The following is a 25,605-nucleotide window of genomic DNA, read 5'->3' on the forward strand; positions in this document are numbered from 1 at the left end:
TGCCTTCCAGGGCTGCTACTTCTTGACGCCGATGTTGAGGTAGTCGTACTCACCGCTGTAGGCCGAGGTGGACACCACGTTGGTGGCCTTGGGCGAGCGGTAGAGCAGGACCTTGAAGTAGGTCAGCGGGACGATCGCCGCCTGCTCCATCGCCTTCCGGTCGATGTCCCCGTACGCCTTCTCGCGGGCGGCCTTGTCGGTGTTGGCGATGGCGCTGTCGAGCAGGTTGTTGATCTCCGGGTCGTCCAGCTGCGACAGGTTGGAGTTACCGGACTGGCTGATCGCCTTGCCGTGCAGGATCTGCTGGAGGAAGCCGTAGCCGGTCGGGAAGTCGGCGCTCCACTGCATCATCATCAGGCCGACGTTGTTGGACTTGTCGAACGCCGGCACGCCGGCGTAGTCCGAGAAGTACTTGCTGGTCGGGTACTGCTGGAGCTTGGCGTTGATGCCGATCTTCTTCAGCGAGCCGATCACCGAGGTGGCCGCGTCGATCTCGTCCTGGCGGTCGTTGCGGGCCAGGATGGTGGTGGAGACGTTGCCGGCGCCGCACTTCTTCCAGTGCGCCTTGGCCTCGGTCAGGTCCAGGTTGTCGCCGTTGTACTTCTGCGGGTACAGGTCGTACTTCTGGTAGCCGGCGATGTCCGTCGGCAGGACCGTGGAGGCGAGCTCACCGCGGATCGGGCCACCTTGCGCGGTCTGCACGGCCTTCTTGTCGATGGCGTACTCGACGGCCTTGCGGCACTCGACGTTGTCGAACGGCGCCACCTTGGTGTTGATGGCGGTGTAGACCAGGCGCTGACCGAGCGCGTTGTCGGTGTTGGCCTTCTGCGTGGGGTCGGTCAGCAGCTGGGCCTGGGTCTGGCCGTCCACGCCGCGTCCGGCCATGTCGACCTGGGTGTTGCCGGACTGGAGGTCCTTGTCGATGGTCGACTGGGCGACTTTGAGGTTGAGGACGATCTTGTCCGGCAGCTGCTTGCGCAGCGGGTCGTTCGCGGCGGACCACTGCGGGTTGCGGACCAGGGTGAGCTTCTTGCCCTCCTGGTAGCTCTCGAACTTGTACGAACCGGTGGAGACCACGGACTTGGTGTAGTCCGCGCCCTTGTCCTTGGCCTGCGGGACCGGGGCGGTCTGCGGGGCGCTGACCAGCTGGTCGAACTCCGCGAACGGCTTCTTCAGGTGGAAGACGATCGTCTGCGCGTCGGGCGTCTCTATGGACTTGAGCCCTTCCTTGCTCTTGTCCTTGTAGGGGCCCTTGTAGCCGCCGTCGTTGTCCACCAGGAACTGCTGGAAGTAGTTCGGGCCCAGGGAGAGGATGTCGCGGGCGAAGTTGCTGCGCTCCACCGCGTACTTGACGTCCTGGGAGGTGACGAGGTTGCCGTCCTCGAACTTGACGCCCTTGCGCAGCTTGTACGTCCAGGTCTTGCCGCCGTCGCTGGGCTTGCCCAACGACTCGGCGAGGTCCGGGACCAGGTCCTTGCCCTGGGTGCCGGGACCGGGCTTGAAGGTGGTGAGCGAACGCGCGTACAGGCGGCTGAAGTTGTAGACGAAGGCGTAGTAGGTGTTGCCCGGGTCGAAGGACTCGGGGGCGTCGCTCATCGCGTAGGTGAGGGTGCCCCCCTTCTCGTCCGAGGCGTTGACGACGCCCTTGGTGGCGGCGTTGGCCCCGGCCGAACTGCCGGAGGAGCCCTTTCCGCCGCAGCCGGCCAGCAAAAGGCCCGCACAGGTGATGGCCGCGACAGTCGCGACCGGAAGTGACCTTCGCATGATGCTCGGTGTCCCCTTCGTTCGTCGAGAAACGTCAGATCGAAACGGCTGGAAGTGAGGTGCCGGGCGGGCAGCCGGATCAGCGGCTGCGCGGGTCCAGCGCGTCCCTCAGACCGTCACCGAGCAGGTTGAACGCGAGCACGGTGACGAAGATCGCGAGACCGGGGACGATCATGTACTGGGGGTCGACCTCGTAGTACTTGACCGCCTGGGTGAGCGTGCCGCCCCAGGATGACTGGGGTGGCTGGATACCGACGCCCAGGAAGCTCAGCGCCGCCTCGAAGAGGATGTTGGAGGGGATCAGCAGCGTCGAGTAGACGATGACCGGCCCCACCAGGTTGGGCAGGAGTTCCCGGAAGAGGATGAACGGCCCGCGGGCACCCAGGCCGCGGGCGGCGGCCACGAACTCCCGCTCCCGCAGCGACAGGGTCTGGGCCCGCACGATCCGGCCCATGTAGGGCCAGTTGAAGAAGCCGATCACGAAGATCAGCACCGAGATGTGCAGCGGCAGACCGTCCAGGCCGAAGGCTCCGCCCTGCAGCGCCGCGGAGATCGCGATGGCGAAGAGCAGCAGCGGGAAGGCCAGGAAGACGTCCATCAGGCGGCTGATGAACGCGTCCACCCGGCCGCGGTAGAAGCCGGCGACGACGCCGAGGACGGTGCCGATGGCCACCGACAGCAGCGTGGCGCCGAAGGCCACCAGCAGCGAAACCCAGGAGCCCTCCAGGATCCGGGAGAGCAGGTCGCGGCCGAACTTGGGGTCCACGCCCAGGAGGTGGTCGGCGCTCATGCCGCCGAAGTCGCCCTTGGGAAGCGTGGTGTTGGTGTCGATCAGGTCCTGGTGCGGCTGGTTCGGGTCCAGGCCGAACAGGTGCTGTAGGGGCCGGGAGAGCGCGGCGGTCAGGATGAGCAGGATGACAACGATGGCACCCGCCATCGCGACCTTGTCGCGGCGGAAGCGCAGCCAGGCGATCTGGCCGAGCGAGCGCCCTTCGATCCGCTTGCTCTCCACGCCTTCCAGCACCGCTTCCGGCTGCGCCTGTGCAGCGGCCCCGGTGGTCTCGATCGGTGCGGTCACGGTGGATCAGAACCCCTCCCGGCCGACGGTGGCCGACCTGTGCCCGCCGCGGTAGCGGCCTGGTTTCTACCTCACTGGTGTGTCCCCCTGCCGCCATCTCCGCCAGGTCGCACGGGAGTTGGCGCTGCGGACGTGTCGGAAGCGTGCGTGACGTCGGTGGGGGATGGCGCTCGTACAAAGGACCGAGGTCCTCGATGCCGGGAGTCTTCATCCGAGTCGCGATCACTCACCAGCCCTGACGGTGAATGGATGCGTAACTGTGATGTGGTCCGCGGCTTTCCGTTATACGAACACCAGGGCGGACTCAGCGGTGCGCGAGGCGGCCGAAAGGGGCATCAACGGTCGTACGGAAAGGGGGAATTCAGGCCAAGAGCGGCAGCCGGGGGAGCACCCGTCGGCGTCAATAGGGGCGCGGGTAGCCGTAACCGTAGGTGGGTCCGGGAACCGGCGGCTGGGCGTAGCCGTCGCGGTCGAAGAACGGACGGGCGCACGCCCGCATCCACATCCCGACCGGGTCGTACTCGTCGTTCATGGCGACCGTGGAGACCGGCAGACCGTCCGGCACGGCGCCCATCGACTGCTGGATCATCATCCGCGCGGCGTCCACCGACGGCTGCCCGGTGTCGTACAGATCCAGCCCGATCGCCAGATACGGGGCACCGAGGGCGGGTTGCACCCAAGCCCGGCGCAACGACCGCACGGGGGGCGTCCGGTGGGCGTTCTGCGCAAGCAGGGCGTAGAACTGCGGGATGTCGATGACCGGTTCGGAGATCCGCAGCGGTCCGGCGGGCAGCCGGTCGAGGCCGGCGGCGATCCGGCGCAGATCGAGCCAGGGGATGCCGACGCCGCCGCCGGGGGCGTGCGGATTCAGCCACAGCCCCCAGCGGTCGGGGAAGAGCGAGGCGGCGATCTCGGGGCCGCTGACGAGTTCGTGGTCGCGGGTCCACCCGGAGGCGGCGAGTTCGGCCGCGGAGGTCACGCAGGGGGCGTACCCCAGCCCGTCGACCTCCATGTTGCCGTACTGCGCGTCGGGTTGTCCGGCCCGGCCGTGCCACAGGAGCATCCAGACCTGCCCGTACGCGAGGGCGCCCAGCAGCGCCTCGTAGGCGTCATAGCGCCCGGGCGAGACCTGTCGCAGCATCTGCTCGACCTGGTCGGCCGCCGCTCCCTGATGCGCACCGGCGCTCACGTGGTCCGTCCCTTCTCCCGGCAGGGCCTGCGCCCGCCCGTCGTTCCACCAGCTTACGAGTGGTCCCGGGTGTAGAAGGGCCGCACGCGCTCCAGCATCCAGTCGGCGACCGGGTCGCCCTGGGCGATGTCGAGCAGGACGAGCTGGACCGGCCAGGGCACCGGCACCTGGCCCAGCGCCCGCCCCAGCGCGGTCAGCACCTCGTCGCGGGCGCCGCCGTCGTGCAGCCGCTCCGGGGCGACCTCCACCTGCACCCCGACGAAGAGCGCCGGCGTGTCGCCCTCGACGCTGGCCAGCGCGCGGCGGGCGGTCAGCACGAAGCCGGCCTCGGAGAACGCCAGGCCGGCGGCGGCCAGGAAGTCCACCGGCTCGTCCTGCCAGTCCGGTTCGAAGAGCCGCACCCGGGCGCCGCCGCCCTGCGGGCCGTCCAGTTCGGTCCGTCCGGCACGACACATTTCGGCCACCGCGGGCGGTGGCAGCGGGACGCCGACGGTGCCGTCCGGGTTGACCGCGATGCCCAGCAGCGGCGGCAGCCCGCGGGCGAACTCCCGGGCGGGCGCGACGGTGAACGACATGTGCGGCCCGACGACCCGCAGGAACTCCTGCTCGGAGCTGAAGACCGGGACGTAGGCGGCGCCGCCGACCTCGACGGTCGGCAGGTCCAGGCCGGCCGTGCCGAGGCCGGCGCTCTCCGGGCCGCCGCCGTCGGGCAGCGGCACCCACACCCGGCTGCGGCCGAGCACCTCGACGATCCGGCCGCCGGCCTCGGGGTGCCCGACCGACGCGGCCAGCACCTCCTCCAGCTCGTTGGCCGGCCAGGCCAACTGCGGTATCCCCGCGTCCGGGACGTGCCCCGGCACCGGACCACCGTGCTGCGGGTAATTGTCCGGATAGTTCATCTCACCCACCCATTACTGGCCGCGCTGCCCGGCCCCTGACCCTGGGGGCGGGTCCACGGGCCCGCCCGGTGGGTCAGACCCTAACGGGCCAGGGCCCCTCCGGTGGACCGGGCCCCGCCGTGATCTACCGGACGGGCCCCGAGGGCCGCTCCCCGAAGCCGGTGGCGTCCGCGGCGGGCGCGCCACCGGGGCGGGCGCGGACGGCCCCGGCGCGGGCGGTGAACGTGACGCGCTCCAGGAACCCGGCGGCGGACCGGTCCAGCAGCACCGCGGAGCGGAAGCCCGCGGGCAGCCGGGCCTCCTCGGCGCGGGCGACCAGCCGGCGCACCGCCCGGCGGTGTCGGGCGAAGGCGTACCGCGACACCCCGCGGCCGCGCGCCCGTTGGCCGCCCAGCGCCGTCCCGGGCGGCACGTCGAGCAGCACCAGGTGCAGGCCCCGGCCGTCGCGCCGGGCCGTCCGGGCGAGCCAACGGCGCACCCACGCCAGCGTCCCGCAGTCGTGCACCACCACGCTGCCGCCGGAGCGCAGCGCCCGGCGCAGGGCGCGATAGTGCGCGGCCCGGACCAGCGGGCGGTAGAGCGCGTACGGCAGGTGCCGCAGCCGGCCCCGCTCCCAACGCTCCCGGCTGTCCTGGGAGTCGATGCGGTACACCGGGTCGCCGCGGCCGTCGAGCGTCGGCAGCACCCGCTGCATCAGGGTGCTCTTGCCGCTGCCGGGCAGGCCGGAGACCACGATCAGGTCGCCGGGCGCGAAGTGGAGCGCGGTGCGGGGGGCGCGGGCGCCGTCGCGGAGGTCGGTGATCCGGACCCGGTCGGGGCGGGCGGTGGGGCGCGGCCGGCGCGCCGCCCGGGGCCCGGCCGGCGCGGGCGCGGGCCCGGGTGCCGTCCCCGTCGTCGTCGCGTACGCCGCTTCGCTGTGCACCGTGATCGCCCTCCCCGTCGGCTCAGGCCGGGTTCGGGACCCGACCTGCCCGCAGAGTGTCAAGAAAAGGTAATGAGCAGCAAGGCGATGGCGCCCGGCGCCACCGGATCCGGCGGTCCGGTGGCGGGTCCCGGAACCGGGCCGCGGTGCGGGTGAGCGGGGACGGGATGCCGACCGGGGCTCCTGTATCCGGCGATCCCGTGTAATGATGTGGCCGCCACGGGCACACCGGAAGGTCACTCGTGCAACAGCCAGCCCAACTCCATACCGGCCGCTTGAATCCGCGCGGGAGAGTCCCCGGCCGCCACGGCGGGGCGCCGAAGGAGCAAGTCCTCCCTTGAATCTCTCAGGCCCCTATACCGCGCGGGCGAGGCAGATCTGAAAAGCGAGCCACTGCCTGGCTGAAGGGGCGGCTCCACCCAAGGTGCAAACCGGGCCCGTTCGCGGGCTCCCGGTGAACCTCTCAGGTTCCGATGACAGATGGGGAGACCGTCATGTCACCCATGCCTGGGAGCCCGGAACGATGACTGAAGCCCCCCGCCGTACCGCGCTGGATGCCACGCACCGCGCGCTCGGCGCGACCATGACCGACTTCGCCGGCTGGGACATGCCGCTGCGCTACAGCAGCGAACGCGAGGAGCATGTCGCGGTCCGCACCCGTGCCGGCCTGTTCGACCTCTCCCACATGGGCGAGATCACCGTCACCGGTCCGCAGGCCGGCGCGCTGCTGGACCACGCGCTGGTCGGCAACATCGGCGCCCTGAAGGTCGGGCGGGCCCGCTACACGATGATCTGCGCCACCGACGGCGGCATCCTCGACGACCTGATCGTCTACCGCCTCGACGAGCGGGAGTTCATGGTCGTCGCCAACGCCTCCAACGCCCAGGTGGTGCTGGACGCGCTGGCCGCGCGGCAGGCGGGCTTCGACGCCGCGGTCCGCGACGACCGGGACGCCTACGCGCTGATCGCGGTGCAGGGCCCGGAGTCCCCCGGCATCCTCAAGAAGCTCACCGACGCCGACCTGGACGGGCTGAAGTACTACGCCGGCCTGCCCGGCACGGTCGCCGGCGTGCAGGCGCTGATCGCCCGGACCGGGTACACCGGCGAGGACGGCTTCGAGCTGTTCGTCCGGCCGGCCGACGCGGTCGCGGTGTGGGAGGCGCTGACCGAGGCGGGCCGGGACGTCGGACTGGTCCCGTGCGGACTGTCCTGCCGCGACACCCTGCGCCTGGAGGCGGGGATGCCGCTGTACGGGCACGAGCTGACGACCGCGCTCACCCCCTTCGACGCGGGCCTGGGCCGGGTCGTGAAGTTCGAGAAGGAGGGCGACTTCGTCGGGCGCGCGGCGCTCGAAGGGGCCGCGGAGCGCGCCGAGCAGAACCCGCCGCGCAAGCTGGTGGGCCTGGTCGCCGAGGGGCGCCGGGTGCCGCGCGCCGGCTACCCGGTCGTCGACGCCGACGGCACGGTGATCGGCGAGGTCACGTCGGGGGCGCCCTCCCCGACCCTCGGCAAGCCGATCGCCATGGCGTACGTCGACGCCGGGTACGCCACACCGGGCGCGGAGGGCGTCCGGGTGGACATCCGCGGCACGCACGAGCCGTACGAGGTCGTCGCGCTGCCCTTCTACAAGCGGCAGAAGTAGCCGACGGCGCCGGCGAGTCCGCGGTGCCCGTCGCGGACCTGCGCTGTTGCGTCCGGCACGACGTGTCTCACTGGGCAAGACCTCCCCCAGCCTTCGGCCGGGAGGGGCCCCCAATTCACGATCACACCCCCGCGTACAGGAGAATCGAGCCATGGACAACCCCCAGCAGCTGCGCTACAGCAAGGAGCACGAGTGGCTGTCGAACGCCGAGGGCGGCGTCTCGACGGTCGGCATCACCGAGCACGCGGCGAACGCGCTCGGCGACGTCGTCTTCGTGCAGCTCCCCGAGGTCGGGGCCACCGTCACCGCGGGCGAGTCCTGCGGTGAGCTGGAGTCGACCAAGTCGGTCAGCGACCTCTACTCGCCCGTGGACGGCGAGATCACCGAGGTCAACGAGGACGTCGTCGCCGACCCCTCGCTGGTGAACTCCGCCCCGTTCGAGGGTGGTTGGCTGTTCAAGGTGAAGATCAGCGGCGAGCCGGAGGACCTGCTCACGGCCGACGAGTACACCGCCTTCGCCGCCGGCTGACCCTCCCGCCACCGCACGGGCGGGGCCGCGGCGCCCCGCCCGCTCCCCCTCTCTCCAGGAAGTCCCATGTCGCTTCTGAACAGCTCCCTCCACGAGCTCGACCCCGACGTCGCCGCCGCCGTCGACGCCGAGCTGCACCGTCAGCAGTCCACCCTCGAAATGATCGCGTCGGAGAACTTCGCCCCGGTCGCCGTCATGGAGGCCCAGGGCTCGGTCCTGACCAACAAGTACGCCGAGGGCTACCCGGGCCGCCGCTACTACGGCGGCTGTGAGCACGTCGACGTCGTCGAGCAGATCGCCATCGACCGGATCAAGGCGCTCTTCGGCGCCGAGGCCGCCAACGTCCAGCCGCACTCCGGCGCGCAGGCCAACGCCGCCGCGATGTTCGCGCTGATCAAGCCGGGCGACACCATCCTGGGTCTGAGCCTCGCCCACGGTGGGCACCTGACCCACGGCATGAAAATCAACTTCTCCGGCAAGCTCTACAACGTGGTGCCCTACCACGTCGACGAGAAGACCAACCTGGTCGACATGGAAGAGGTCGAGCGCCTCGCCAAGGAGCACCGCCCCAAGCTGATCGTCGCCGGCTGGTCCGCCTACCCGCGCCAGCTCGACTTCGCCGCCTTCCGCCGGATCGCGGACGAGGTCGGCGCGTACCTGATGGTCGACATGGCGCACTTCGCGGGCCTGGTGGCCGCGGGGCTGCACCCCTCCCCCGTGCCGCACGCCCACGTCGTGACCACCACCACGCACAAGACGCTGGGCGGCCCCCGCGGCGGTGTGATCCTGTCCACCGCCGAGCTGGCCAAGAAGATCAACTCCGCGGTCTTCCCGGGTCAGCAGGGCGGTCCGCTGGAGCACGTGATCGCCGCCAAGGCGGTGTCCTTCAAGATCGCCGCGTCGGAGGAGTTCAAGGAGCGCCAGCAGCGCACCCTGGAGGGCGCCAGGATCCTGGCCGAGCGCCTGATCCAGGACGACGTCAAGGAGCACGGCGTCTCGGTGCTCTCCGGCGGCACCGACGTCCACCTCGTCCTGGTCGACCTGCGGGACTCGGCCCTCGACGGCCAGCAGGCCGAGGACCGCCTCCACGAGGTCGGCATCACCGTCAACCGCAACGCCATCCCGAACGACCCGCGGCCCCCGATGGTCACCTCCGGCCTGCGGATCGGCACCCCGGCCCTGGCCACCCGCGGCTTCCAGGCCGAGGACTTCCGCGAGGTCGCCGACATCATCGCCGAGGCGCTCAAGCCCAGCTACGACCGCGAGGCGCTCAAGGCCCGGGTCACCGCCCTGGCGGAGAAGTACCCGCTGTACCCGTCGCTGTGACGGGCCGGTCGCCGGGGCGCCACGGCCCCCGGTGACCAGCGGCGGCGGACCGGTCCGCCGGCCCGCCGCCGCCCCGACGAGCCCCGGCCCGACCGGCGGCCGCATCCCTCTTTTCCCCGCCCCGGACACCCTCCGCGCGCACCGGCGCCCGCCGTCCGGCTCCGTCCGGATCCGTCCGGCTTCACCTCCCCTTACCCCGCCCGCCGCCTCCCGTCCGGCGGCAATCCCCCGCGAGCGGGTTACGCTCGACAGTCGGGCCGGAAACACCCCGTCCTGCCCCGATGTGCTCCACCGTCCACCACGAGCAGACAAGGGAGTCAGCCCCCGTGGCCATCTCCGTCTTCGACCTCTTCTCCATCGGCATCGGCCCGTCCAGCTCCCACACCGTCGGCCCCATGCGCGCCGCCCGGATGTTCGCCGGTCGGCTCAAGAAGGACGGTCTGCTCGCCCAGACGGTCTCCGTACGCGCCGAGCTCTTCGGCTCGCTGGGCGCCACCGGCCACGGCCACGGCACCCCCAAGGCCGTGCTGCTCGGCCTGGAGGGCCACTCGCCGCGCTCCGTCGACGTCGAGACCGCCGACGACGAGGTGACCCGCATCCGCACCAGCGGCCGGCTGCGCCTCCTCGGCGCCGAGATAGGCGCCGCGCACGAGATCGACTTCGACGAGTCCACCCAGCTGATCCTGCACCGCCGCCGGTCCCTGCCGTACCACGCCAACGGCATGACCCTCTTCGCCTACGACGCGGCGGGCGCCCCCCTCCTGGAGAAGACCTACTACTCGGTGGGCGGCGGCTTCGTCGTCGACGAGGACGCGGTCGGCGAGGACCGGATCAAGCTCGACGACACCGTCCTGACGCACCCCTTCCGCACCGGCGACGAGCTGCTGCGGCTCTCCCGGGAGACCGGCCTGTCGATCTCCGCCCTGATGCTGGAGAACGAGAAGGCGTGGCGCACGGAGGACGAGATCCGCACCGGCCTGCTGGAGATCTGGCAGGTCATGCAGGGCTGCGTCACCCGCGGCATGTCCCGCGAGGGCATCCTCCCCGGCGGCCTGAAGGTCCGCCGCCGCGCCGCCAACGCCGCCCGCGCGCTGCGCGCCGAGGGCGACGCACCGGCCCGCGCCATGGAGTGGGTCACCCTCTACGCCATGGCCGTCAACGAGGAGAACGCCGCCGGCGGCCGGGTGGTGACCGCCCCCACCAACGGCGCGGCCGGCATCATCCCCGCCGTCCTGCACTACTACGTCAACTTCGTCCCGGGCGCCGACGAGGACGGCGTGGTCCGCTTCCTGCTCGCGGCCGGCGCCATCGGCATGCTCTTCAAGGAGAACGCCTCGATCTCCGGCGCCGAGGTCGGCTGCCAGGGCGAGGTCGGCTCGGCCTGCTCGATGGCCGCCGGCGGCCTCGCCGAGGTCCTCGGCGGCAGCCCCGAGCAGGTCGAGAACGCCGCCGAGATCGGCATGGAGCACAACCTCGGCCTGACCTGCGACCCGGTCGGCGGCCTCGTCCAGATCCCGTGCATCGAGCGCAACGGCATGGCCGCCGTGAAGGCCGTCACCGCCGCCCGGATGTCGCTGCGCGGCGACGGCCGCCACCACGTCTCCCTCGACAAGGTCATCAAGACCATGAAGGAGACCGGCGCCGACATGAGCGTCAAGTACAAGGAGACCGCCCGCGGCGGCCTCGCGGTGAACATCATCGAGTGCTGATCCCCGCACCCCACGCGCCACGCCCCGGGCGCCGCCGAGACCTCGTCCCGGCGGCGCCCGGGGCGGTTTTCGCGGGCCGGAGCCGGTGCGCGGTCGACGACAGGCCCTAGCGGCCTATCTCCCAGGCGAACGGCGGGAGTTCGCTGGCCCGGAAGTAGATGTCCAGGGCCCGGGCGGCGGGGACGAACGGGTGGACGCGGGCGCCGTCGAGGCCGGGGAGGCGGCGGGCGCAGTGCTGGACGCAGCCGGCCGTCTCCCGACCGTGGCGGTCGATGAGGGTGGCGGCGTCGGGCGGGCCGTCGCACGGGGTGGGGTCGGCGGCCGCGGCGGCGGGGCAGCGGCGGCGGGCGGCGGCCGGGAGGGTCGGGCGGGTGGTGGGCGGAGCGCTCGTCGGCTGGTTCATTGCGGTCCCCCTGGTGCTGCGTCGGTACGGGTGCGGACGCGGCGCCGGTGGCGGTCGGGCGCTGACAGGCGCCACCGGTGCCCAGGACAGTGGTGCTCGCCGCGGTGGGGGTCCATGCGGCCTTGGCGAAGACCTGGGGCGTTCGTCAGCGAATCATGGCCAAGCGCTGGGGGGAGGTCCCACGGTGGCCGGTGGACGCGGACGGGGGACGGCCAGGGGGTCGAGGAGCAGGGCGAGCGAGAGCAGGGCGGCGGCCAGCAGCCAGCCGGCCAGGACGTCGCCGGCCCAGTGGACGCCCAGGTAGACGCGGGTGAGGCCGACGCCGACGGCCCACAGGGCGAGCAGGGCGCACCAGGGGCGGCCGGTGCCGGGGCGGGTGCGGTGCAGGACGCCCCAGGCCAGGAGGCCGGCGGCCAGGGCGGAGGTGGTGGCGTGGCCGGAGGGGAAGGAGTGGCCGGAAGCCTGGGCGGCCCAGTCGGCGAGCGGCGGGCGGGGCCGGGCGAGCAGGGCCATCAGGCCGTAGCGGACGGCCTGACCGGCGGCGAGGACGAGCACCGCGCAGGCCGCCGCGCGGATCCGGCCGGGGGTGCCGCGGCCGGCCAGGAGGCCGGCGAGGAGCGCCATCAGATAGGGGACGACGCCGGTGCCGGTGGTGGTCAGGGCGCCGGCCAGGGAGCGCGGCGGCTCCCCGCGGTGGGCGGTGGACCAGTGGAGGGCGGCTCGTTCGGGGGCGAGCGGGGCGCCGTGCCGCACGGCCACGGTGACGGCCGCGGCGGCGAAGAGGGCGGCGCACAGGGCCGCCGTGGCGATCAGGCGGCTCGGGGGCGCACCGAGGCGCGGGCCGCGGCCGGGGGCCGGGCGCGCGCCGTCGCGTCGAGGACCGGGGACCGGTGCCGACGGCGCCCCCGAGGGCGTCACCGCGCGGCGACCAGCGGGCGCAGCGGGGTCTCCCGAAGGCGTTCGACGAGCGGTGCGGCGCGGCGGGCGAGCGGCATGAGGACCGCGGCGACCAGGGTGCCGACGACCAGGCCGACCACGACGTCGTGCGGGTAGTGGGCGCCGACCCAGACCCGGGAGGCGCCCATCAGGAGCGCGGCCGGGACGGCGATGGCGCCGAGCCGACGGTCCAGCAGGAGCAGGGCGATGGCCGCGGAGGCCGCGATGGCCGAGTGGTTGCTGGGGAAGGACCAGTCGCCGAGCCCGGGGCACGGCTCGACGGTGACGACATGGTGGAGGGTCTGGCAGGGGCGCTGCTCGTGGAAGAAGCTCTTGACCACGTCGTTGGCCACGTAGGCCAGGACCACGATGACCGGGACGGCCAGCGCCATCGCCATCGTCACGGGGGCCGTGTGCCGCCCCTCCCCCGGGGTCAGGCGGCGGCGGGTGCTGCCGCCGAGCCGCTGTCGGGCGCGCCACCAGCCGGCCAGCATCAGCAGCGCGAACACCCCCAGTCCGAGGTCGGTCCAGTAGGAGACCAGGGAATTGAGGAAGCTCGGCATCTGCTGGGCGAAGCCGGTCACAGAGGTGTACAGGCCGCCGTCGATCGAGGCTCCGCCGAAGGCGAGGTCGGTCACTGGGCTTTTCTCCTTGGCGGATCGGTGCGTGGTGCATGGGCTGGTGCCGGGCGGCCGTGGTGGTGCGCCGGCCGCCCGTGTGCACCAGCAAGTGTGCCGGGTCGTTCAGGGTGCCGGTGGCGCGGTGGCGTGATCCGTCCCATCGGTGGGCGCCGATTCCGGCCCGCCGGACCCGCCCCGCTTGCGGGAACGGAGCACTTCCAGGGCGATCGGGGCCAGCGAGACCAGGATCACCAGGCCGACCACCGGGAGCAGGTACCGGTCGACGTTGGGCACCGAGGCGCCCAGGGCGTAACCGGCGAGGGTGAGACCGAGGGTCCAGATCAGGCCACCGGTGGCCTGCCAGAGGGTGAAGGTGCGGACGGGCACGTTCAGCGCTCCGGCGAGCGGGTTGAGCACGGTGCGGACGACGGGCACGAAGCGGGCCAGCACGATCGCCTTGGCGTGGCCGTAGCGCGCCAGGTACTCCTCGGCGCGGGCGGCGCCCTCCTGGAGCTTGCGGGAGCGGCCCCGGGCGAGCAGCGCGCGACCTCCGCGCCGGCCGATCCAGTAGCCGGTCTGGGAGCCGATGAGGGTGCCGACGACCGCGGCCGGCAGGACCTGGGGCAGCGAGAGGTGGACGGCGCCGCCGACGCCGGGCGCGCACAGCAGGCCGGCGGTGAACAGCAGGGAGTCGCCGGGCAGGAAGAAGCCGACCAGGAGGCCGGTCTCGGCGAACAGGACGACGGCGACGCCGAGCGCGCCGAAGGCGGCGAGCAGCGAGCCGGCGTCGAGGACGTTGACCGCCTGGGTGACGGTGCTGCTGACGTGCAGTGCCGCGGACGCTACGGCCATGTCGGTGGCCCCTCCCATAATGGGTTCCGGGTCCGCCCAGCGGGCCGACCCGACCGTCTACAGCCCAGTAGACGGTCTACAGAACTGTAGACGAAGGAATGGTGGAGGGCGTTCCATGTCGGAGACATCACCCGCGGCTCGTCGCCCCGCCGGCGAGCTGGAGGCGAGCGTGCTGGCGGCCCTGTGGGCGGCCGACGGACCGCTGACCCCTGCCGAGGTGCAGGGCGAACTGGGCGGCCGGCTCGCCCGGACAACCGTCACCACCATCCTCAGCCGGCTGCACGACAAAGGCGCGGTGTCCCGCTCCCGGGCCGGCCGCGGCTTCGCCTACTCGCCGATACACGACTCCGCCGGCCTGACCGCCCGACGGATGCGCAGCGAGCTGGACAAACAGGACGACCGCACCACCGCGCTCGCCCGCTTCGTCTCGGAGCTGACCAGCGAGGACGAGCAGCTGCTCCGCTCGCTGCTGGACGAGGCGGACCCGGCGGGCACCCAGGGGGCGGCGGGCACGGTCGACGGCCGGCACCCCGGGTCCGGGACCACGCCATGATCTTCGCCGTCTGGCTCCCGTTGGTGATGCCGCTGCTGGCGGTGCCGACCGCCCGCCGGCTCGCCGAGTCGCTGCCGCCGCGCGCCGCGGCCTGGCTGCTGGCGGGCTGCGCCGCCGCGCTGGCCGCCTGCACGGCCGCGGCCCTGGGGCTGCTCACGGCCGCCGGGGCGCTGCGGCTGCCGCCGGTCGCCGCCTTCGGCCACCTGGAGCGGGCGCTGCCGGGCGGCGACGCGGTGGTGACCGTCCCGGCCGCCCCGGTCGCCGGGGCGCTGCTGGCCTGCTGCGCGTTCGCGGTCGCCCGCCGCGCCCTGCGGCACCGCGCCGAGCTGCGCGCCGCCCGGCGCGCCGCCGACGCCCACGGCCTCGCCGGCGACCTGTGCGTCCTGCCGGAGGCGGCGCCCGACGCCTACGCCCTCCCGGGCCGGCCGGGCCGGGTGGTGGTCACCGCGGGGATGCTGCGGGCGCTGCCGCCCGCCGAGCGGGAGGCCCTGTTCGCCCACGAGCGCGCCCACCTCGCGGGCCGCCACCACCTCTTCCTGCTGGCCGCCGAGCTGGCCGCGGTCTGCCACCCGCTGCTGCGCGAGCTGCGGTCCCCGCTGGCGTACGCGCTGGAGCGCTGGGCCGACGAGTCCGCCGCCGCCCGGGTGGGCGACCGGCAGGTCACCGCCCGGGCCATCGGCCGCGCGGCGCTGGCCGCCCGCACGCACGCCGCGGCGCCCCGCCCGAGCGCCGCGCCGGCCGCCACGACCGGCCCGGTCCCCCGCCGGGTCGCCGCCCTGCTGGGCTCCGACCGCGCGGCGGACCGCCCGCGCGGCCGGTCCCTGCCGGGTGGCCGCCGGCTGATAGCCGCCACCCTGCTGGCCTGCGTCGCCTTCTCCGCGGCGGGCGCGGTGGACGCCGCGGCCGACCTTCACCAGACCGTGGAGACGGCCCAGGGGGAGCAGCCGGGCCGTTAGGCCGGGCCGCGCCCCTCGGGCGCCGGTCGTCGCTGCCCCGTCGCTGCCCCGTCGCCGCTCCCGCTGCCGGGCCCCGGCAGCGGGAGCGGCGACTGTCATACCGCCCCGCCGGCGTCCTCGGCCGTTCCCTGCGGCGGCCGGTCCGGGTCGTCGTCGCCCACCGTGAAGCCCAGCCGGGCACCGCCGCCGGGGCGGGCGGCGGCGAAGGCCCGGCCGCCGTGCGCCACCGCGATCTCCCGCACGATGGCCAGGCCCAGCCCGGAGCCGGGCAGCCCGCGGGCGGCCGGGGCGCGGTAGAAGCGGTCGAAGACCCGGGTGAGGTCGCAGTCGGCGATGCCCGGGCCGCGGTCGAGGACCTCGACGCGGGCGCCGGTGACCACGACCTCGATGGGCGCGGTGCCGTCGGCGTCGAACTTCGCGGCGTTCTCCAGGAGGTTGCCGACCGCCCGCTGCAGGGCGGCCGGACGGCCCTCGACGACCGCCGGGCGGACGGCCCGCACGATGATCTCGCGGCCGGTGCGGCGGCGGGCCGCGGCCGCCGCGCGGCCGGCGACCTCGGCCAGCTGGACGTCCGACGGCGGGTCGTCGTCGCGCTGCCCGGCCGCCAGCGCGACCAGTTCGTTGACCAGGTCGGTCAGTTCGCGGGCCTCGCCGGCCAGGTCGGCGAGCAGTTCCTCGCGGGCGTCCGGCGGCAGCTCCTCGAAGCGCTTGAGCAGCGAGATGTTGGTGCGCAGCGAGGTCAGCGGGGTGCGCAGCTCGTGCCCGGCGTCCTGGACGAGCCGCTGCTGGTCGCGCACCGCGGTGGTCAGCCGGCCCAGCATGTCGTCGAAGGCCCGGCCGAGCCGGGCCACCTCGTCCCGGCCGGCGACCGGCACCACGACGTCCACCCGGCCGTGCCCGGCGACGCTCTCGGCGGCCGTGGTCAACCGGACCAACCGCCCGGTGATCCGGCGCGCCAGCCACCAGCCGACGGCGCCGGCCAGCGCGATCACCGCGGCGGCCAGCAGCACGGTGCGCTGCTGGAGCGCGGAGAGCAGGTCCTCGGTGCCGCTGAGCTTCCGCGCGACCTGGACGGCACCGCGCCCGCCGCCGAGCGCCACGGTGGCCATGTGGTACTCCGCGTCGCCGAGGACGACCACCCGCTCCTCGTGGCCTCCGGCGTCCCGCCGGGCGGCCACCCGCCGTTCGCGGTCCCCGGCCGGCAGCGCGGGGTGCCCGGCCCCGACGATCCGCCCGCCGGCGGCCAGGACCTGGACGTCGGTGCGGGTGGCGCCGGCCAGTTCGTCGCGCGGCCCACCGGGGTCGGGGACGGCGGTGTAGTCGGCCGGGGAGTACGGACGCTCCCGCACCTGGGCCCGCAGGTCCCGGACGACCTCGGTGAAGACCGACTTCTCGTCCAGCCGCACCAGCCGGGCGGCCGAGTCGTAGCTGAGGAAGCCGACCAGGACGGTCACCCCGGCGGCGCCGGCGGCGAAGGCCAGCGCGAAGGAGGTGCGCAGACTGGCCGGTGTACGGGCGCACAGCCGGGCCGGCAGCCACCGGGCGGCCCACCGGGCCATCGGCAGCCGGGCGAGCAGGCCACGGCGCCCGGGCACGTCAGTCCTCCCGGAGGACGTAACCGACGCCGCGCACCGTGTGGATCAGCGGCCGGCTGCCCGGCACGTCGACCTTCCGCCGCAGATAGCCGACGTAGACCGCGAGGTTCTTGGAGCCGGGGCCGAAGTCGTAGCCCCATATCCGGTCGTAGATCGTCGAGTGGTCCAGGACGATGCCGGCGTTGCGGACCAGCAGCTCCAGCAGCTCGAACTCGGTGCGGGTCAGCTCCAGCTCGCGCGCGCCCCGCCAGGCGCGCCGGGAGGGGCCGTCGATCCGCAGGTCGGCCGCCTCGACCACGCCGCTCTCCGCCGCCCGGGCGTCGTATCCCTCGCCGGGCTCGCCCGGCCCGGTGCCGTCGGCGCCGGCCCGCGCCGGTGGCTCCGCGGTGCGCCGCAGCAGCGCCCGGATCCGGGCGAAGACCTCCTCGACCTCGAAGGGCTTGACGACGTAGTCGTCGGCCCCGGCGTCCAGGCCGGCGATCCGGTCGGCGGTCTCGACCCGGGCGGTCAGCATCAGGACCGGGGTGCGGTCCTGTTCGGCGCGCAGCACCTGGCAGACCTGGAGGCCGTCGATCCCCGGCATCATCACGTCGAGCAGGATCACGTCCGGCCGCTCGCGGTGGGCGGCGGCCAGCGCCTGGATGCCGTCGGCGACGGCGGTGACCCGGTACCCCTCCAGGGTCAGGGCGCGTTCCAGCGCGGTGCGGATGGGGCGGTCGTCCTCGGCGAGCAGCACGGAGTGGGTCACCCGGCAAGTCTGCCAAGGGCCCCTGTGAGGACCGACGGGTGGTCGGGCCGCCGGGCGGTTTCTTACCGCTCTCTCACCCGGGGCACGCCCGGGGCTTACCCGGTCCCGCCACGGTGGCCGGTGCCGGACGGGCCACCCGCGGGGACCGGCCGCGGGACCGGCCCGGCCGGTCACCCGCACGGCCCGGCGCCCCGGGTACGGCCCCTGGGCGCGACCCCCGGAAACAGCGCACCACCGGAAGACGGCGCATGAAGATCACGCTCCTGCTGCACAACGCGTATGCCGTCGGCGCCACCCTGCGCGGCACGCTCGCGCTCGCCGCCGCGCTCGCCGATCACCACGACGTGGAGCTGGTCTCGATGCTGCGGCACCGGGAGGTCCCGCGGTGCGCGGTGGACCCCCGGGTGCGGCTGGTGCCGCTGGTGGACACCCGGGTGGGCAGCGACGACATGGCGCACCCGCTGTTCGGCGAGCCGGCGGTGGACGTCCCGATCGCCGACCGGCACCACCACCAGTACAGCCGGCTGACCGATCTGCGGGCCGCGGAGTTCCTGCGCGGCTGCGACGCGGACGTGGTCGTCGGGACCCGCAGCGGCGTCAATGTCTACCTGGCCCGCTTCGGCCCCCGGCGGGCCCTGCGGATCGCCCAGGAGCCGCTGCGGTACGACACGCACAGCGGCCTGCTGCGGGCCGAACTCGCCGACCCCTACCGGGCGTTGGACGCGCTGGTGGCCACCACCGAGGCGGAGGCGGCCCGTTGGCGGGCGGAGCTGCCGCTGCCCGGGGTGCGGGTGCTGGCGGTGCCGGCCGTCGTCCCCGCGCCGGACGCCAACGCCGACACCGGCGTGGACGTGGACGCGGACGGCGGTACGCGGATCATCGTGGCGGCCGGCCGGCTGGTCCCCGGCGAGCGCTTCGACCTCCTGCTGGCGGCGTTCTCCGCGGTCTGCGCCAAGGACCCCGAATGGCGGCTGCGGATCCACGGCGAGGGCCCGGAACGCGCCCGGCTGCGGAACCTGATCGACGGGCTGGGGCTGGCCGGCCGGGCCGAGTTGGCCGGGCCGCGGACGCCAGACGGGGCGGAGTTCGCCGGGGCCTCGATCGCCGCCTCCGCCTCGGACACCGAGGCGTCCGGTCCGGCCCTGGTCGAGGCGATGCGGCGCGGCGTCCCGGTCGTCGGCACCGGCCGGCCGCCGGGCCCCACCGAGCTGATCCAGGGCGGCGGGGGCGGACTGCTGGTGCCGTGCGACGACGGGCGGGCGCTGGCCGGGGCGCTGCTGGACCTGGCCGGGGACCCGGAGCACCGTCGGGCGATGGGCACCGCCGCGCGGGAGAGCGCCCGCCGGCACGGCCCTGAGCCGCTCGCCGAGCGCTACCGGGTGCTCGTCGAGGAGCTGCGGGCCACCCGCCGTTCCCGGTCCGTGCGCAGGGCGCTGGGCCTGGCCCGGTCCCGGGCGCGGACGCTGCCCCGGCGGGCCGGGCGGGCCTGAAACGGCCAGCGGGCGGGCCGACGGCCACAGCCCCACCCGCACCACCCGCCCCATGCGCGTCGCGCGTTACTCAACTCGCCTGTTCCATAGGGAACTTCGGCGCGGCGATCTGGCGTCTCCGATCGTGAACATGCTGAACTGCTGAGGGGGCGGCAGCCGCTTCGAGCAGATGACGCTTCGCATTCCGCAAGTCCGACGGGCAGGAGGCCGCTCATGCTGCACGGCGTAGATGTCAGCTCCTACAACACCGGATATTCGGCCAAGGGACTGGACTTCGTTCTCATCAAGGCCACCGAGGGCCGTTCCTATGTGAACCCGCACCAGTCGGCACAGGCGGCGCGGGCCCGGGAGGCGGGTGCGGTGGTCGGCTTCTACCACTTCCTGTGGCCGGGGAACATCGCCGCCCAGGCCCGCTATTTCGTGGAGCAATGCGCGTCGGTCCAGGGCGACCTCCTGGCCGCCGACTGGGAGACCACCGGCTCCGGCACCTACGCCAGCAACGCCCAGAAGGACCAGTTCCTCCTGGAGATCAAGAAACTGCGGCCCACCCACCGCGTGCTGCTCTACTGCAACCGCGATTTCTGGCTGAACCGCGACACCACGTCGTATGCCGCGGACGGACTGTGGATCGCCGACTACGTCACCGCCGGGCATCCGCGGATCAAGGCGAAATGGCGGCTCCACCAGTACACCGATTCGCCGCTGGACAAGAACGTCGCGGCATTCGACAGCAAGGCCGAGCTCAAGAAGTGGGCGCATCCCGCATAAAATTCTCCGGCAGTATCCGGACACGCCTGGCGGACACTCCGCGTGACACGATCGCGCGGCGGGCGAACAGTGCGTGACGAAACGCAAAAGGAGCACCCGTGACGGACCCGGCGGCCAAGGCCCTGCAGCAGGAGATAGCCCGCGAACTCCAGGTGCCCGCGGAATTCGACGCCGCGCACGAGATCGAGCGCCGGGTGTCCTTCCTCACAGCGCAGCTGACGTCGACGGGTCTGCGCTCCCTGGTGCTGGGCATCAGCGGCGGGGTCGACTCGACGACCGCGGGCCGGCTCTGCCAGCTCGCCGTGGAGCGGGCCCGCGCCGAGGGCCACGAGGCGACCTTCTACGCGATGCGGCTGCCCTACGGCGAGCAGGCGGACGAGAAGGACGCACAGCGGGCGGTGGAGTTCCTGCGCGCCGACCGCCTGCTGACCGTCGACGTCCGCCCGGCCAGCGACGCGGCGCTGGCCGCTGCCGTGGCCGGCGGCGTGACCTTCCGGGACGCCCGCCACCAGGACTTCGTCCACGGCAACATCAAGGCCCGCCAGCGCATGATCGCCCAGTACGCGGTGGCCGGCGCCGAGCACGGCCTGGTCGTGGGCACCGACCACGCCGCCGAGGCGGTCTCCGGCTTCTTCACCAAGTTCGGCGACGGCGCGGCCGACGTGGTCCCGCTGACCGGGCTGACCAAGCGCCGGGTGCGCGCCGTGGCGCAGGCGCTGGGCGCCCCGGCCGAGCTGGTCCACAAGGTCCCGACGGCCGACCTGGAGACCCTCGACCCGGGCAAGCCCGACGAGGACGCGCTCGGCGTCAGCTACGACCAGATCGACGACTTCCTGGAGGGCCGGCCCGTCGAGGAGGCCGCCTTCGAGGCGATCGCCCGGCGCTACCGCCTCACCGCCCACAAGCGGGCGCTTCCGATCGCGCCCTGAGACGGGCGGGGCGCGGCCGTCCGCGGGCGCGCCCCGGCACGCATTGGTCATGCTCCGGCCAGGGAGCGGTCACCGGACCGGTGCTAAAACGTGGGCCTGCGCGGGCATGCATGCCGCCATGGGAAGCCACGAAGTGCGATCGGAAGATCAACTGTCAGTGGGGCCGCCTACTCTCCACGACATGGGAGACGCCCGCCTGCACGAACTCCAGACCGCGCTGACCACTGCCTCCGACCTCGCCTCCGCGCTCCGCGCCGCGCCGACCCGGCGGGACGCCGACCAGCTCGTCGACGTCCTCCGCCAGGCGCTGACCGCCGCCAGCTCGCTGGGCGACCGGACCACCGGCCCGACGGGCTGTGCCCTGCACCCCAACGGTGCGGTGGACCCCCTGCACGGCGACCCGGAAGACCCGCTTCCGCCGGGCTACGGCAAATGCCTGCTGTGCAACGACCGCCGGCGCCGGGCGGACGCGCACCATCCGCACGTCCGCCCGTACGCCCGCCCGCGCCCCCGGCCGCACCCGGACTGGCACCGCCGGCTGAGCGCGTAGGCCCACTCGGCCCGGTCCTAGGCCGTGTCCGAGCCCTCGGGCCCGGCGCCCGGGCGTTCCTCCGCGGTGTCCCGCTTCCGGGCCGGCCGCAGCGCGATCCGGCCCAGCACCGCGGCGACGACCAGCGCGACCACCGCGAGCAGCAGCGCGTTGGGGACGCCGTTGCCCAGGCGGGCCGCCCACTCCTCCAGCCGGGCCTCGGTGTCCGCGTCCAGGATCCCGGGCAGCGCACTGGTGCCGTTGAAGCGCAGGAAGAGCACGCCGATGGCGATGAAGAAGAGGCCGGAGACCAGCGACGTGGTGTGCAGCCGCAGCCGGCCGAGGGCGAGTTCGCGACCGCGCAGCCAGCCGCGGGTGCCGAGCCGGAAGCGGTCCCACAGCAGGGCCAGCAGGAACAGCGGCAGCGCCATGCCCAGCGCGTAGACGGCGAGCATCGAGGCGCCGTAGACCGGGGAACCGCTGACCGCGGTCACGGTCAGCACCGCGCCGAGGATCGGCCCGGCGCAGAAGCCGGCCAGGCCGTAGACGCAGCCGAGCAGGAACGTGGAGAGCGCGGTGCGCGGGGTGATCCTGGCGGCGGCGGCCTGGGCGCGCCGGGAGGCGAAGCCCAGGCCGAGGATCTGCGCCAGGCCGAGCGCGATCACGACCCAGCCGCCGATCGCGATCAGCAGGTCGCGGTGGCCGTTGAAGAGGCGGCTGGCGGCCGTGCTGGCGGCGCCCAGCGGCACCAGCGTCGTGGCCAGCCCGAGGTAGAAGACCCCGGTGCGGGCCAGCAGCCGGCCGGGGCTGGCCAGCGAGTAGGCGAAGAACGCCGGGAGCAGCAGGGCGCTGCACGGGCTGATCAGCGCCAGCGCGCCGCCCAGGAACGCGGCGAGGTATCCGATGTCGGCGGTCACTTCCCGGCCCCCGCGCCGCCGTGCTTGCCGGCTGCCGCGGCGGCCTGCTCGATGGCCTGCTCGAAGACCGCGGTCTCCTGCGCGCCGGCGATCGGGCGGCCGTTGACCAGGAAGGACGGGGTGGACTGCACGCCGAGCTGGTAGCCCTCGTCCTGGTCCTTCTTCAGGGCCGCCGCGGAGTCCGGGCCGTTGAGGTCGGTGCGGAACTTCTCCAGGTCCGGCACGCCGGCGGTGCGGGCCATCTCGACCAGCTTGTCCTCGGCGAGCGCGTCGCCCTTGCGGGTCTTGGCGTAGAGCTCGTCGTGCAGCTGCCAGAACTTCCCCTGCCGGCCGGCCGCCCAGGACGCCCGGGCGGCGCGCTCGGAGTCGGCGCCGAAGACGGGGAAGTTGCGGAACTCGATGCGCAGGGTGCCGGCGTCGACGAACTTCTTGACCAGCGCCGGCTGGGTCTCACGGGTGAAGCGACCGCAGAACGAGCACTGGTAGTCGGCGTACTCGACGAGGACGACCGGGGCGTCCGGCTTGCCGACGGCGAGCGGGTCGCCGGCGGTGCGGCGGCTGGTGCGGGTGGCCAGCTCGTCGTACAGCTTCTGCTGGTCGGCGTTCTCCTGGGGTGCGGTGGAGGCGACGCCGGGGGAGGCGGCCGGGGTGTCCCGGTCGTTCTCGACGGCCTTGCCGACCGCGACGGCGATGGCGATCACCGCCACCACGAGCGCGAGGACCGCGCCGACGGCGGCGAATTTGCGGGCAGGGGAAGCGGAAGCGGGCATGCGAAAGCTCCTGACGTACGGAGGGATGTGGGACACGGGGCAGCCGGGGTGGTGGCCGGGCGGCCTATATCCGCAGTACGGGCAGGAGCGCGGTGTGGTCCGGGGTGGGCGCGGCGCCGGTGGGCGGGCGGGCCAGGGCGAAACAGTGCGGCAGGTCGGCGGCGAGCGGCCCGGGGGCGGTGACGTCCGGGGCGAGCGGCTCGGCGCGGTGCGGGGCGGGCAGCGGGGCGGCCTCGCCGGGGCTCGGCGCATGGCGGCCGGAGCAGTTCTTGGCGGTGTCGGCCACCGCGATGGGGGCGGTGGCGGCAGGGTGCGCGGCGAACGTGGCGGCCGGCTCCGCGGGAGCGCCCCGCCAGAACTCGGCCACGGCCGCCGCACGGCCGGCGAGCCATGCCTGGTCGCCGCCGATCCGGCAGAGCAGCGGGCCGAAGGTGACCGCGAGGAGGAGCAGCAGGGTCAGCGTCGCCGAGCGGCGCAGCCGGTGCATGGTCCCTCCCCTGTCGCCGTCGGTCCGTGTCGTTCGGAACATCCCATCCTACGGATTGCCGGCGCCGGGGCGACCGCGGTGGCAGAGCTCACCTCCCGAGCACCCCTCCGCCAATGGCGGTATATCCACTCATTTCCGCTTTGCGGCCTTTGGTCGACGGCGGGCCGGCCTGCCATAGTCGTCCGCGGCGACCCTCCCCCCGCCCTGCGGCGTGGGAGGCACTCCCGGCCGACGGCGGGGAGTGGTCGCCGCCGGTCGCGCGGGCCTCCCCTTCCGCCCGCGGACGGCCGGGCACTGGGGCTCACCCCGCGGCATCCCGCGGGAGGGCCCCAGTCCCGTCCTCGGGGCCGGTGCGCGAGGCGGCGGGCGCGGACGCGGTCAGCGGTCGGTGACCCGGACCTCGAACCAGGTCGTCTTGCCGCGCGGCAGCAGGTCCACGCCCCAGCGGTCCGAGAGCTTGTCGACGAGGAAGAGCCCCCGGCCGCTGACGTCCATCGGCTGGACCGGCATCAGGCACGGCAGGCCGCGCGAGGGATCGCGCACCTCCACCCGGATCCAGCCACGGCGGCGCAGTATCCGCAGCCCGAACGTCCGGGCGCCGGTGTGCCGCACGGCGTTGCCGACCAACTCCGAGACCAGCAGCACGGAGTGCTCGGCGAGCTGCGGCGAGAGGGACCACTGCTTGAGGAGGATGGCGGCGGTGAGCCGGCGCGCGGTGCGCGCGGACTGCGGGCGGGAGGGCAGCCTGACCTCACCCAGGGTCGGGTCGCCGACCAGGTCGAGTCCGGCCGGCACGGCGGCGGCAGGCACCGGTTCCGTGGGAGCCGGGGGTGCTTCCCCGTCCGCGCCGGGGGTCCCCCAGCGCGCGGCCGGACCGCTCCGCGGCCGCGGCTGCTCCATTCCATCGAGGCCCGCCATGCCCTCCATGATGGCCGTTCGGCGCCGCGTTGGGGGGCGGAACCTTCGGAATCCATTGTCCGGAATCAGGGCCTCCACGCCTCTCCCTGGACATATGCCAACGGCAGCAGGAAGGCGGCGCTACCGCGCTGGCCTGCGGTAACTCCCCATGGACGACGGGGCGATGAGGGTCGCCGATAAGGCCCCATTAAGGCGCAACGGAGTTTTCCGCAATTCGCCCACACGAGGCATGCGGTACCGGCCAAACCCCATACGCCCCGTCAACACCAAGAACCTCAGAGGAACTTGGCCTTGCCGGGCCCTTCCTCGACGAAGCTGCGCATCCCGATCTCCCGGTCCTCGGTCGCGAACAGCCCCGCGAACCAGTTGCGTTCGATCGTCAACCCGGTGTCGATGTCGGTTTCCAGACCGGCGTCGACGGATTCCTTGGCGGCCCGCAGCGCCAGCGCCGGCCCGGACGCCAGTCGCGCCGCCCAGGCGTGCGCCTGCGCGTAGACCTCGTCGGCGGGGACCACGCGGTCCACCAGGCCGATGGCCAGCGCCTCGTCGGCCTTGACGTGGCGGCCGGTGAAGATCAGGTCCTTGGCCTTGGACGGGCCGACCAGCCGGGCCAGCCGCTGGGTGCCGCCGGCGCCCGGGATCAGGCCGAGCAGGATCTCCGGCTGGCCCAGCTTGGCGTTCTCCGCGGCGATCCGGAAGTCGGCGCAGAGCGCCAGTTCGCAGCCGCCGCCGAGGGCGTAGCCGGTGACCGCGGCGACCACCGGCTTGGGGAGCCGGGCCACCGCGGTGAAGGAGTCCTGCAGGGCCTTGGACCGGACGACCATGGCGGCGTGGTCCATGGCCTGCATTTCCTTGATGTCCGCGCCGGCCGCGAACACCTTCTCGCCGCCCCACAGGACGACGGCGCGGACGTCGTCGCGGCGGCCGGCCTCCTCGGCCAGTTCGCGGAGCCGGTCCTGGGTGGCGACGTCCAGGGCGTTCATCGGCGGGCGGTCCAGGCGGATGGTGCCGACGCCGTCGGCGACCTCAAGATGCACAGTCATGCGGGCAGGTTAGTACGCGTTAACGCGGCGCGC

26 protein-coding genes and 2 riboswitches are annotated in these 25,605 nt (G+C 73.7%); of the genes, 10 read left to right on the plus strand and 16 right to left on the minus strand.

Annotated features, from left to right (window positions below; all coding sequences use genetic code 11):
- Positions 1–15 precede the first annotated feature (15 nt).
- The 5 genes from MOV08_RS14115 to MOV08_RS14135 form a co-directional block, all read right to left on the minus strand.
- Positions 16–1,764 carry an ABC transporter substrate-binding protein gene (locus MOV08_RS14115; RefSeq protein WP_275307665.1) on the minus strand — a complete coding sequence of 583 codons (1,749 nt, stop codon included), beginning with the start codon at positions 1,762–1,764 and terminating at the stop codon, positions 16–18.
- 79 nt (positions 1,765–1,843) lie between these two features.
- On the minus strand, positions 1,844–2,842 hold the full coding sequence (locus MOV08_RS14120) for an ABC transporter permease (protein WP_039632600.1): 999 nt from the start codon (positions 2,840–2,842) through the stop codon (positions 1,844–1,846).
- Positions 2,843–3,242: 400 nt separating this feature from the next.
- Positions 3,243–4,031 (minus strand): enhanced serine sensitivity protein SseB C-terminal domain-containing protein, encoded by a 789-nt coding sequence (locus tag MOV08_RS14125; RefSeq protein ID WP_039632603.1) that lies wholly within the window; start codon positions 4,029–4,031, stop codon positions 3,243–3,245.
- 53 nt (positions 4,032–4,084) lie between these two features.
- A complete protein-coding gene (locus MOV08_RS14130) occupies positions 4,085–4,930 on the minus strand; it encodes an enhanced serine sensitivity protein SseB (protein WP_078875741.1) in 846 nt (281 codons plus the stop codon).
- Between the two features lie 124 nt (positions 4,931–5,054).
- The gene (locus MOV08_RS14135; RefSeq protein ID WP_275307666.1) at positions 5,055–5,852 is read right to left on the minus strand and encodes an AAA family ATPase; all 798 of its coding nucleotides are present in this window, start codon (positions 5,850–5,852) and stop codon (positions 5,055–5,057) included.
- Positions 5,853–6,128: 276 nt separating this feature from the next.
- Positions 6,129–6,224, plus strand: a riboswitch (glycine riboswitch).
- Positions 6,225–6,342, plus strand: a riboswitch (glycine riboswitch).
- A 33-nt stretch (positions 6,343–6,375) separates the two neighbouring features.
- Here MOV08_RS14135 and gcvT point away from each other — a divergent pair.
- The 4 genes from gcvT to MOV08_RS14155 all read left to right on the plus strand — a co-directional run bounded on the left by gcvT (position 6,376) and on the right by MOV08_RS14155 (position 11,058).
- Positions 6,376–7,494: a glycine cleavage system aminomethyltransferase GcvT gene (gene gcvT, locus MOV08_RS14140; RefSeq protein ID WP_275307667.1), complete on the plus strand. Its 1,119-nt coding sequence runs from the start codon at positions 6,376–6,378 to the stop codon at positions 7,492–7,494.
- Positions 7,495–7,645: 151 nt separating this feature from the next.
- The gene (gcvH, locus tag MOV08_RS14145; protein WP_275307668.1) at positions 7,646–8,023 is read left to right on the plus strand and encodes a glycine cleavage system protein GcvH; all 378 of its coding nucleotides are present in this window, start codon (positions 7,646–7,648) and stop codon (positions 8,021–8,023) included.
- A 66-nt stretch (positions 8,024–8,089) separates the two neighbouring features.
- Positions 8,090–9,349 (plus strand): serine hydroxymethyltransferase, encoded by a 1,260-nt coding sequence (glyA, locus tag MOV08_RS14150; protein WP_275307669.1) that lies wholly within the window; start codon positions 8,090–8,092, stop codon positions 9,347–9,349.
- A 326-nt stretch (positions 9,350–9,675) separates the two neighbouring features.
- On the plus strand, positions 9,676–11,058 hold the full coding sequence (locus MOV08_RS14155) for an L-serine ammonia-lyase (protein ID WP_039632611.1): 1,383 nt from the start codon (positions 9,676–9,678) through the stop codon (positions 11,056–11,058).
- Positions 11,059–11,164: 106 nt separating this feature from the next.
- Here the strand turns inward: MOV08_RS14155 and MOV08_RS14160 are convergent, their stop codons facing one another.
- The 4 genes from MOV08_RS14160 to MOV08_RS14175 all read right to left on the minus strand — a co-directional run bounded on the left by MOV08_RS14160 (position 11,165) and on the right by MOV08_RS14175 (position 13,869).
- Positions 11,165–11,461, minus strand: a complete 297-nt coding sequence (locus MOV08_RS14160) for a hypothetical protein (RefSeq protein ID WP_039632613.1) — start codon at positions 11,459–11,461, stop codon at positions 11,165–11,167.
- Between the two features lie 153 nt (positions 11,462–11,614).
- Complete coding sequence (locus MOV08_RS14165) at positions 11,615–12,379, minus strand: phosphatase PAP2 family protein (protein ID WP_275307670.1); 765 nt, start codon at positions 12,377–12,379, stop codon at positions 11,615–11,617.
- Positions 12,376–13,035: a phosphatase PAP2 family protein gene (locus tag MOV08_RS14170; protein ID WP_275307671.1), complete on the minus strand. Its 660-nt coding sequence runs from the start codon at positions 13,033–13,035 to the stop codon at positions 12,376–12,378. The genes MOV08_RS14165 and MOV08_RS14170 overlap by 4 nt, the downstream gene beginning before the upstream one ends.
- Positions 13,036–13,140: 105 nt before the next feature.
- Positions 13,141–13,869, minus strand: coding sequence for a DedA family protein (locus tag MOV08_RS14175; RefSeq protein WP_275307672.1), 729 nt, complete (start codon positions 13,867–13,869; stop codon positions 13,141–13,143).
- Positions 13,870–13,984: 115 nt separating this feature from the next.
- Between MOV08_RS14175 and MOV08_RS14180 the strand changes: the two genes are divergently transcribed.
- Both MOV08_RS14180 and MOV08_RS14185 read left to right on the plus strand, forming a co-directional pair.
- Positions 13,985–14,422 (plus strand): BlaI/MecI/CopY family transcriptional regulator, encoded by a 438-nt coding sequence (locus tag MOV08_RS14180; RefSeq protein ID WP_039632621.1) that lies wholly within the window; start codon positions 13,985–13,987, stop codon positions 14,420–14,422.
- Positions 14,419–15,378, plus strand: a complete 960-nt coding sequence (locus tag MOV08_RS14185; protein ID WP_275307673.1) for a M56 family metallopeptidase — start codon at positions 14,419–14,421, stop codon at positions 15,376–15,378. Before MOV08_RS14180 ends, MOV08_RS14185 begins: the two co-directional genes overlap by 4 nt.
- A 95-nt stretch (positions 15,379–15,473) precedes the next feature.
- On the opposite strand, the gene MOV08_RS14190 is transcribed toward MOV08_RS14185, so the two are convergent.
- Positions 15,474–16,937 carry a sensor histidine kinase gene (locus MOV08_RS14190; RefSeq protein WP_052287446.1) on the minus strand — a complete coding sequence of 488 codons (1,464 nt, stop codon included), beginning with the start codon at positions 16,935–16,937 and terminating at the stop codon, positions 15,474–15,476.
- Positions 16,938–16,974: 37 nt separating this feature from the next.
- Complete coding sequence (locus tag MOV08_RS14195) at positions 16,975–17,721, minus strand: response regulator transcription factor (protein ID WP_039632627.1); 747 nt, start codon at positions 17,719–17,721, stop codon at positions 16,975–16,977.
- A gap of 248 nt (positions 17,722–17,969) precedes the next feature.
- Between MOV08_RS14195 and MOV08_RS14200 the strand changes: the two genes are divergently transcribed.
- From MOV08_RS14200 to MOV08_RS14215, 4 genes are all read left to right on the plus strand, one after another.
- Positions 17,970–19,211: a glycosyltransferase gene (locus tag MOV08_RS14200; RefSeq protein ID WP_275307674.1), complete on the plus strand. Its 1,242-nt coding sequence runs from the start codon at positions 17,970–17,972 to the stop codon at positions 19,209–19,211.
- Positions 19,212–19,424: 213 nt separating this feature from the next.
- Positions 19,425–19,979: a glycoside hydrolase family 25 protein gene (locus tag MOV08_RS14205; protein WP_039632631.1), complete on the plus strand. Its 555-nt coding sequence runs from the start codon at positions 19,425–19,427 to the stop codon at positions 19,977–19,979.
- Positions 19,980–20,077: 98 nt separating this feature from the next.
- The gene (gene nadE, locus MOV08_RS14210) at positions 20,078–20,908 is read left to right on the plus strand and encodes an ammonia-dependent NAD(+) synthetase (protein WP_039632633.1); all 831 of its coding nucleotides are present in this window, start codon (positions 20,078–20,080) and stop codon (positions 20,906–20,908) included.
- 181 nt (positions 20,909–21,089) lie between these two features.
- Positions 21,090–21,458 carry a hypothetical protein gene (locus MOV08_RS14215; protein ID WP_039632635.1) on the plus strand — a complete coding sequence of 123 codons (369 nt, stop codon included), beginning with the start codon at positions 21,090–21,092 and terminating at the stop codon, positions 21,456–21,458.
- A gap of 17 nt (positions 21,459–21,475) precedes the next feature.
- Here the strand turns inward: MOV08_RS14215 and MOV08_RS14220 are convergent, their stop codons facing one another.
- From MOV08_RS14220 to MOV08_RS14240, 5 genes are all read right to left on the minus strand, one after another.
- Entirely contained in the window at positions 21,476–22,354 is an 879-nt protein-coding gene (locus tag MOV08_RS14220; protein WP_275307675.1) for a cytochrome c biogenesis CcdA family protein, read from the minus strand.
- Complete coding sequence (locus MOV08_RS14225; RefSeq protein ID WP_275307676.1) at positions 22,351–23,124, minus strand: DsbA family protein; 774 nt, start codon at positions 23,122–23,124, stop codon at positions 22,351–22,353. Before MOV08_RS14225 ends, MOV08_RS14220 begins: the two co-directional genes overlap by 4 nt.
- A 64-nt stretch (positions 23,125–23,188) precedes the next feature.
- Positions 23,189–23,611 carry a hypothetical protein gene (locus tag MOV08_RS14230; RefSeq protein ID WP_039632642.1) on the minus strand — a complete coding sequence of 141 codons (423 nt, stop codon included), beginning with the start codon at positions 23,609–23,611 and terminating at the stop codon, positions 23,189–23,191.
- 378 nt (positions 23,612–23,989) lie between these two features.
- Positions 23,990–24,529: an ATP-binding protein gene (locus MOV08_RS14235; RefSeq protein WP_275298592.1), complete on the minus strand. Its 540-nt coding sequence runs from the start codon at positions 24,527–24,529 to the stop codon at positions 23,990–23,992.
- A gap of 275 nt (positions 24,530–24,804) precedes the next feature.
- On the minus strand, positions 24,805–25,572 hold the full coding sequence (locus tag MOV08_RS14240; RefSeq protein ID WP_039632643.1) for an enoyl-CoA hydratase/isomerase family protein: 768 nt from the start codon (positions 25,570–25,572) through the stop codon (positions 24,805–24,807).
- Positions 25,573–25,605 lie beyond the last annotated feature (33 nt).

The organism is Streptomyces yunnanensis (assembly GCF_029011865.1).
GTDB lineage: Bacteria > Actinomycetota > Actinomycetes > Streptomycetales > Streptomycetaceae > Streptomyces > Streptomyces yunnanensis.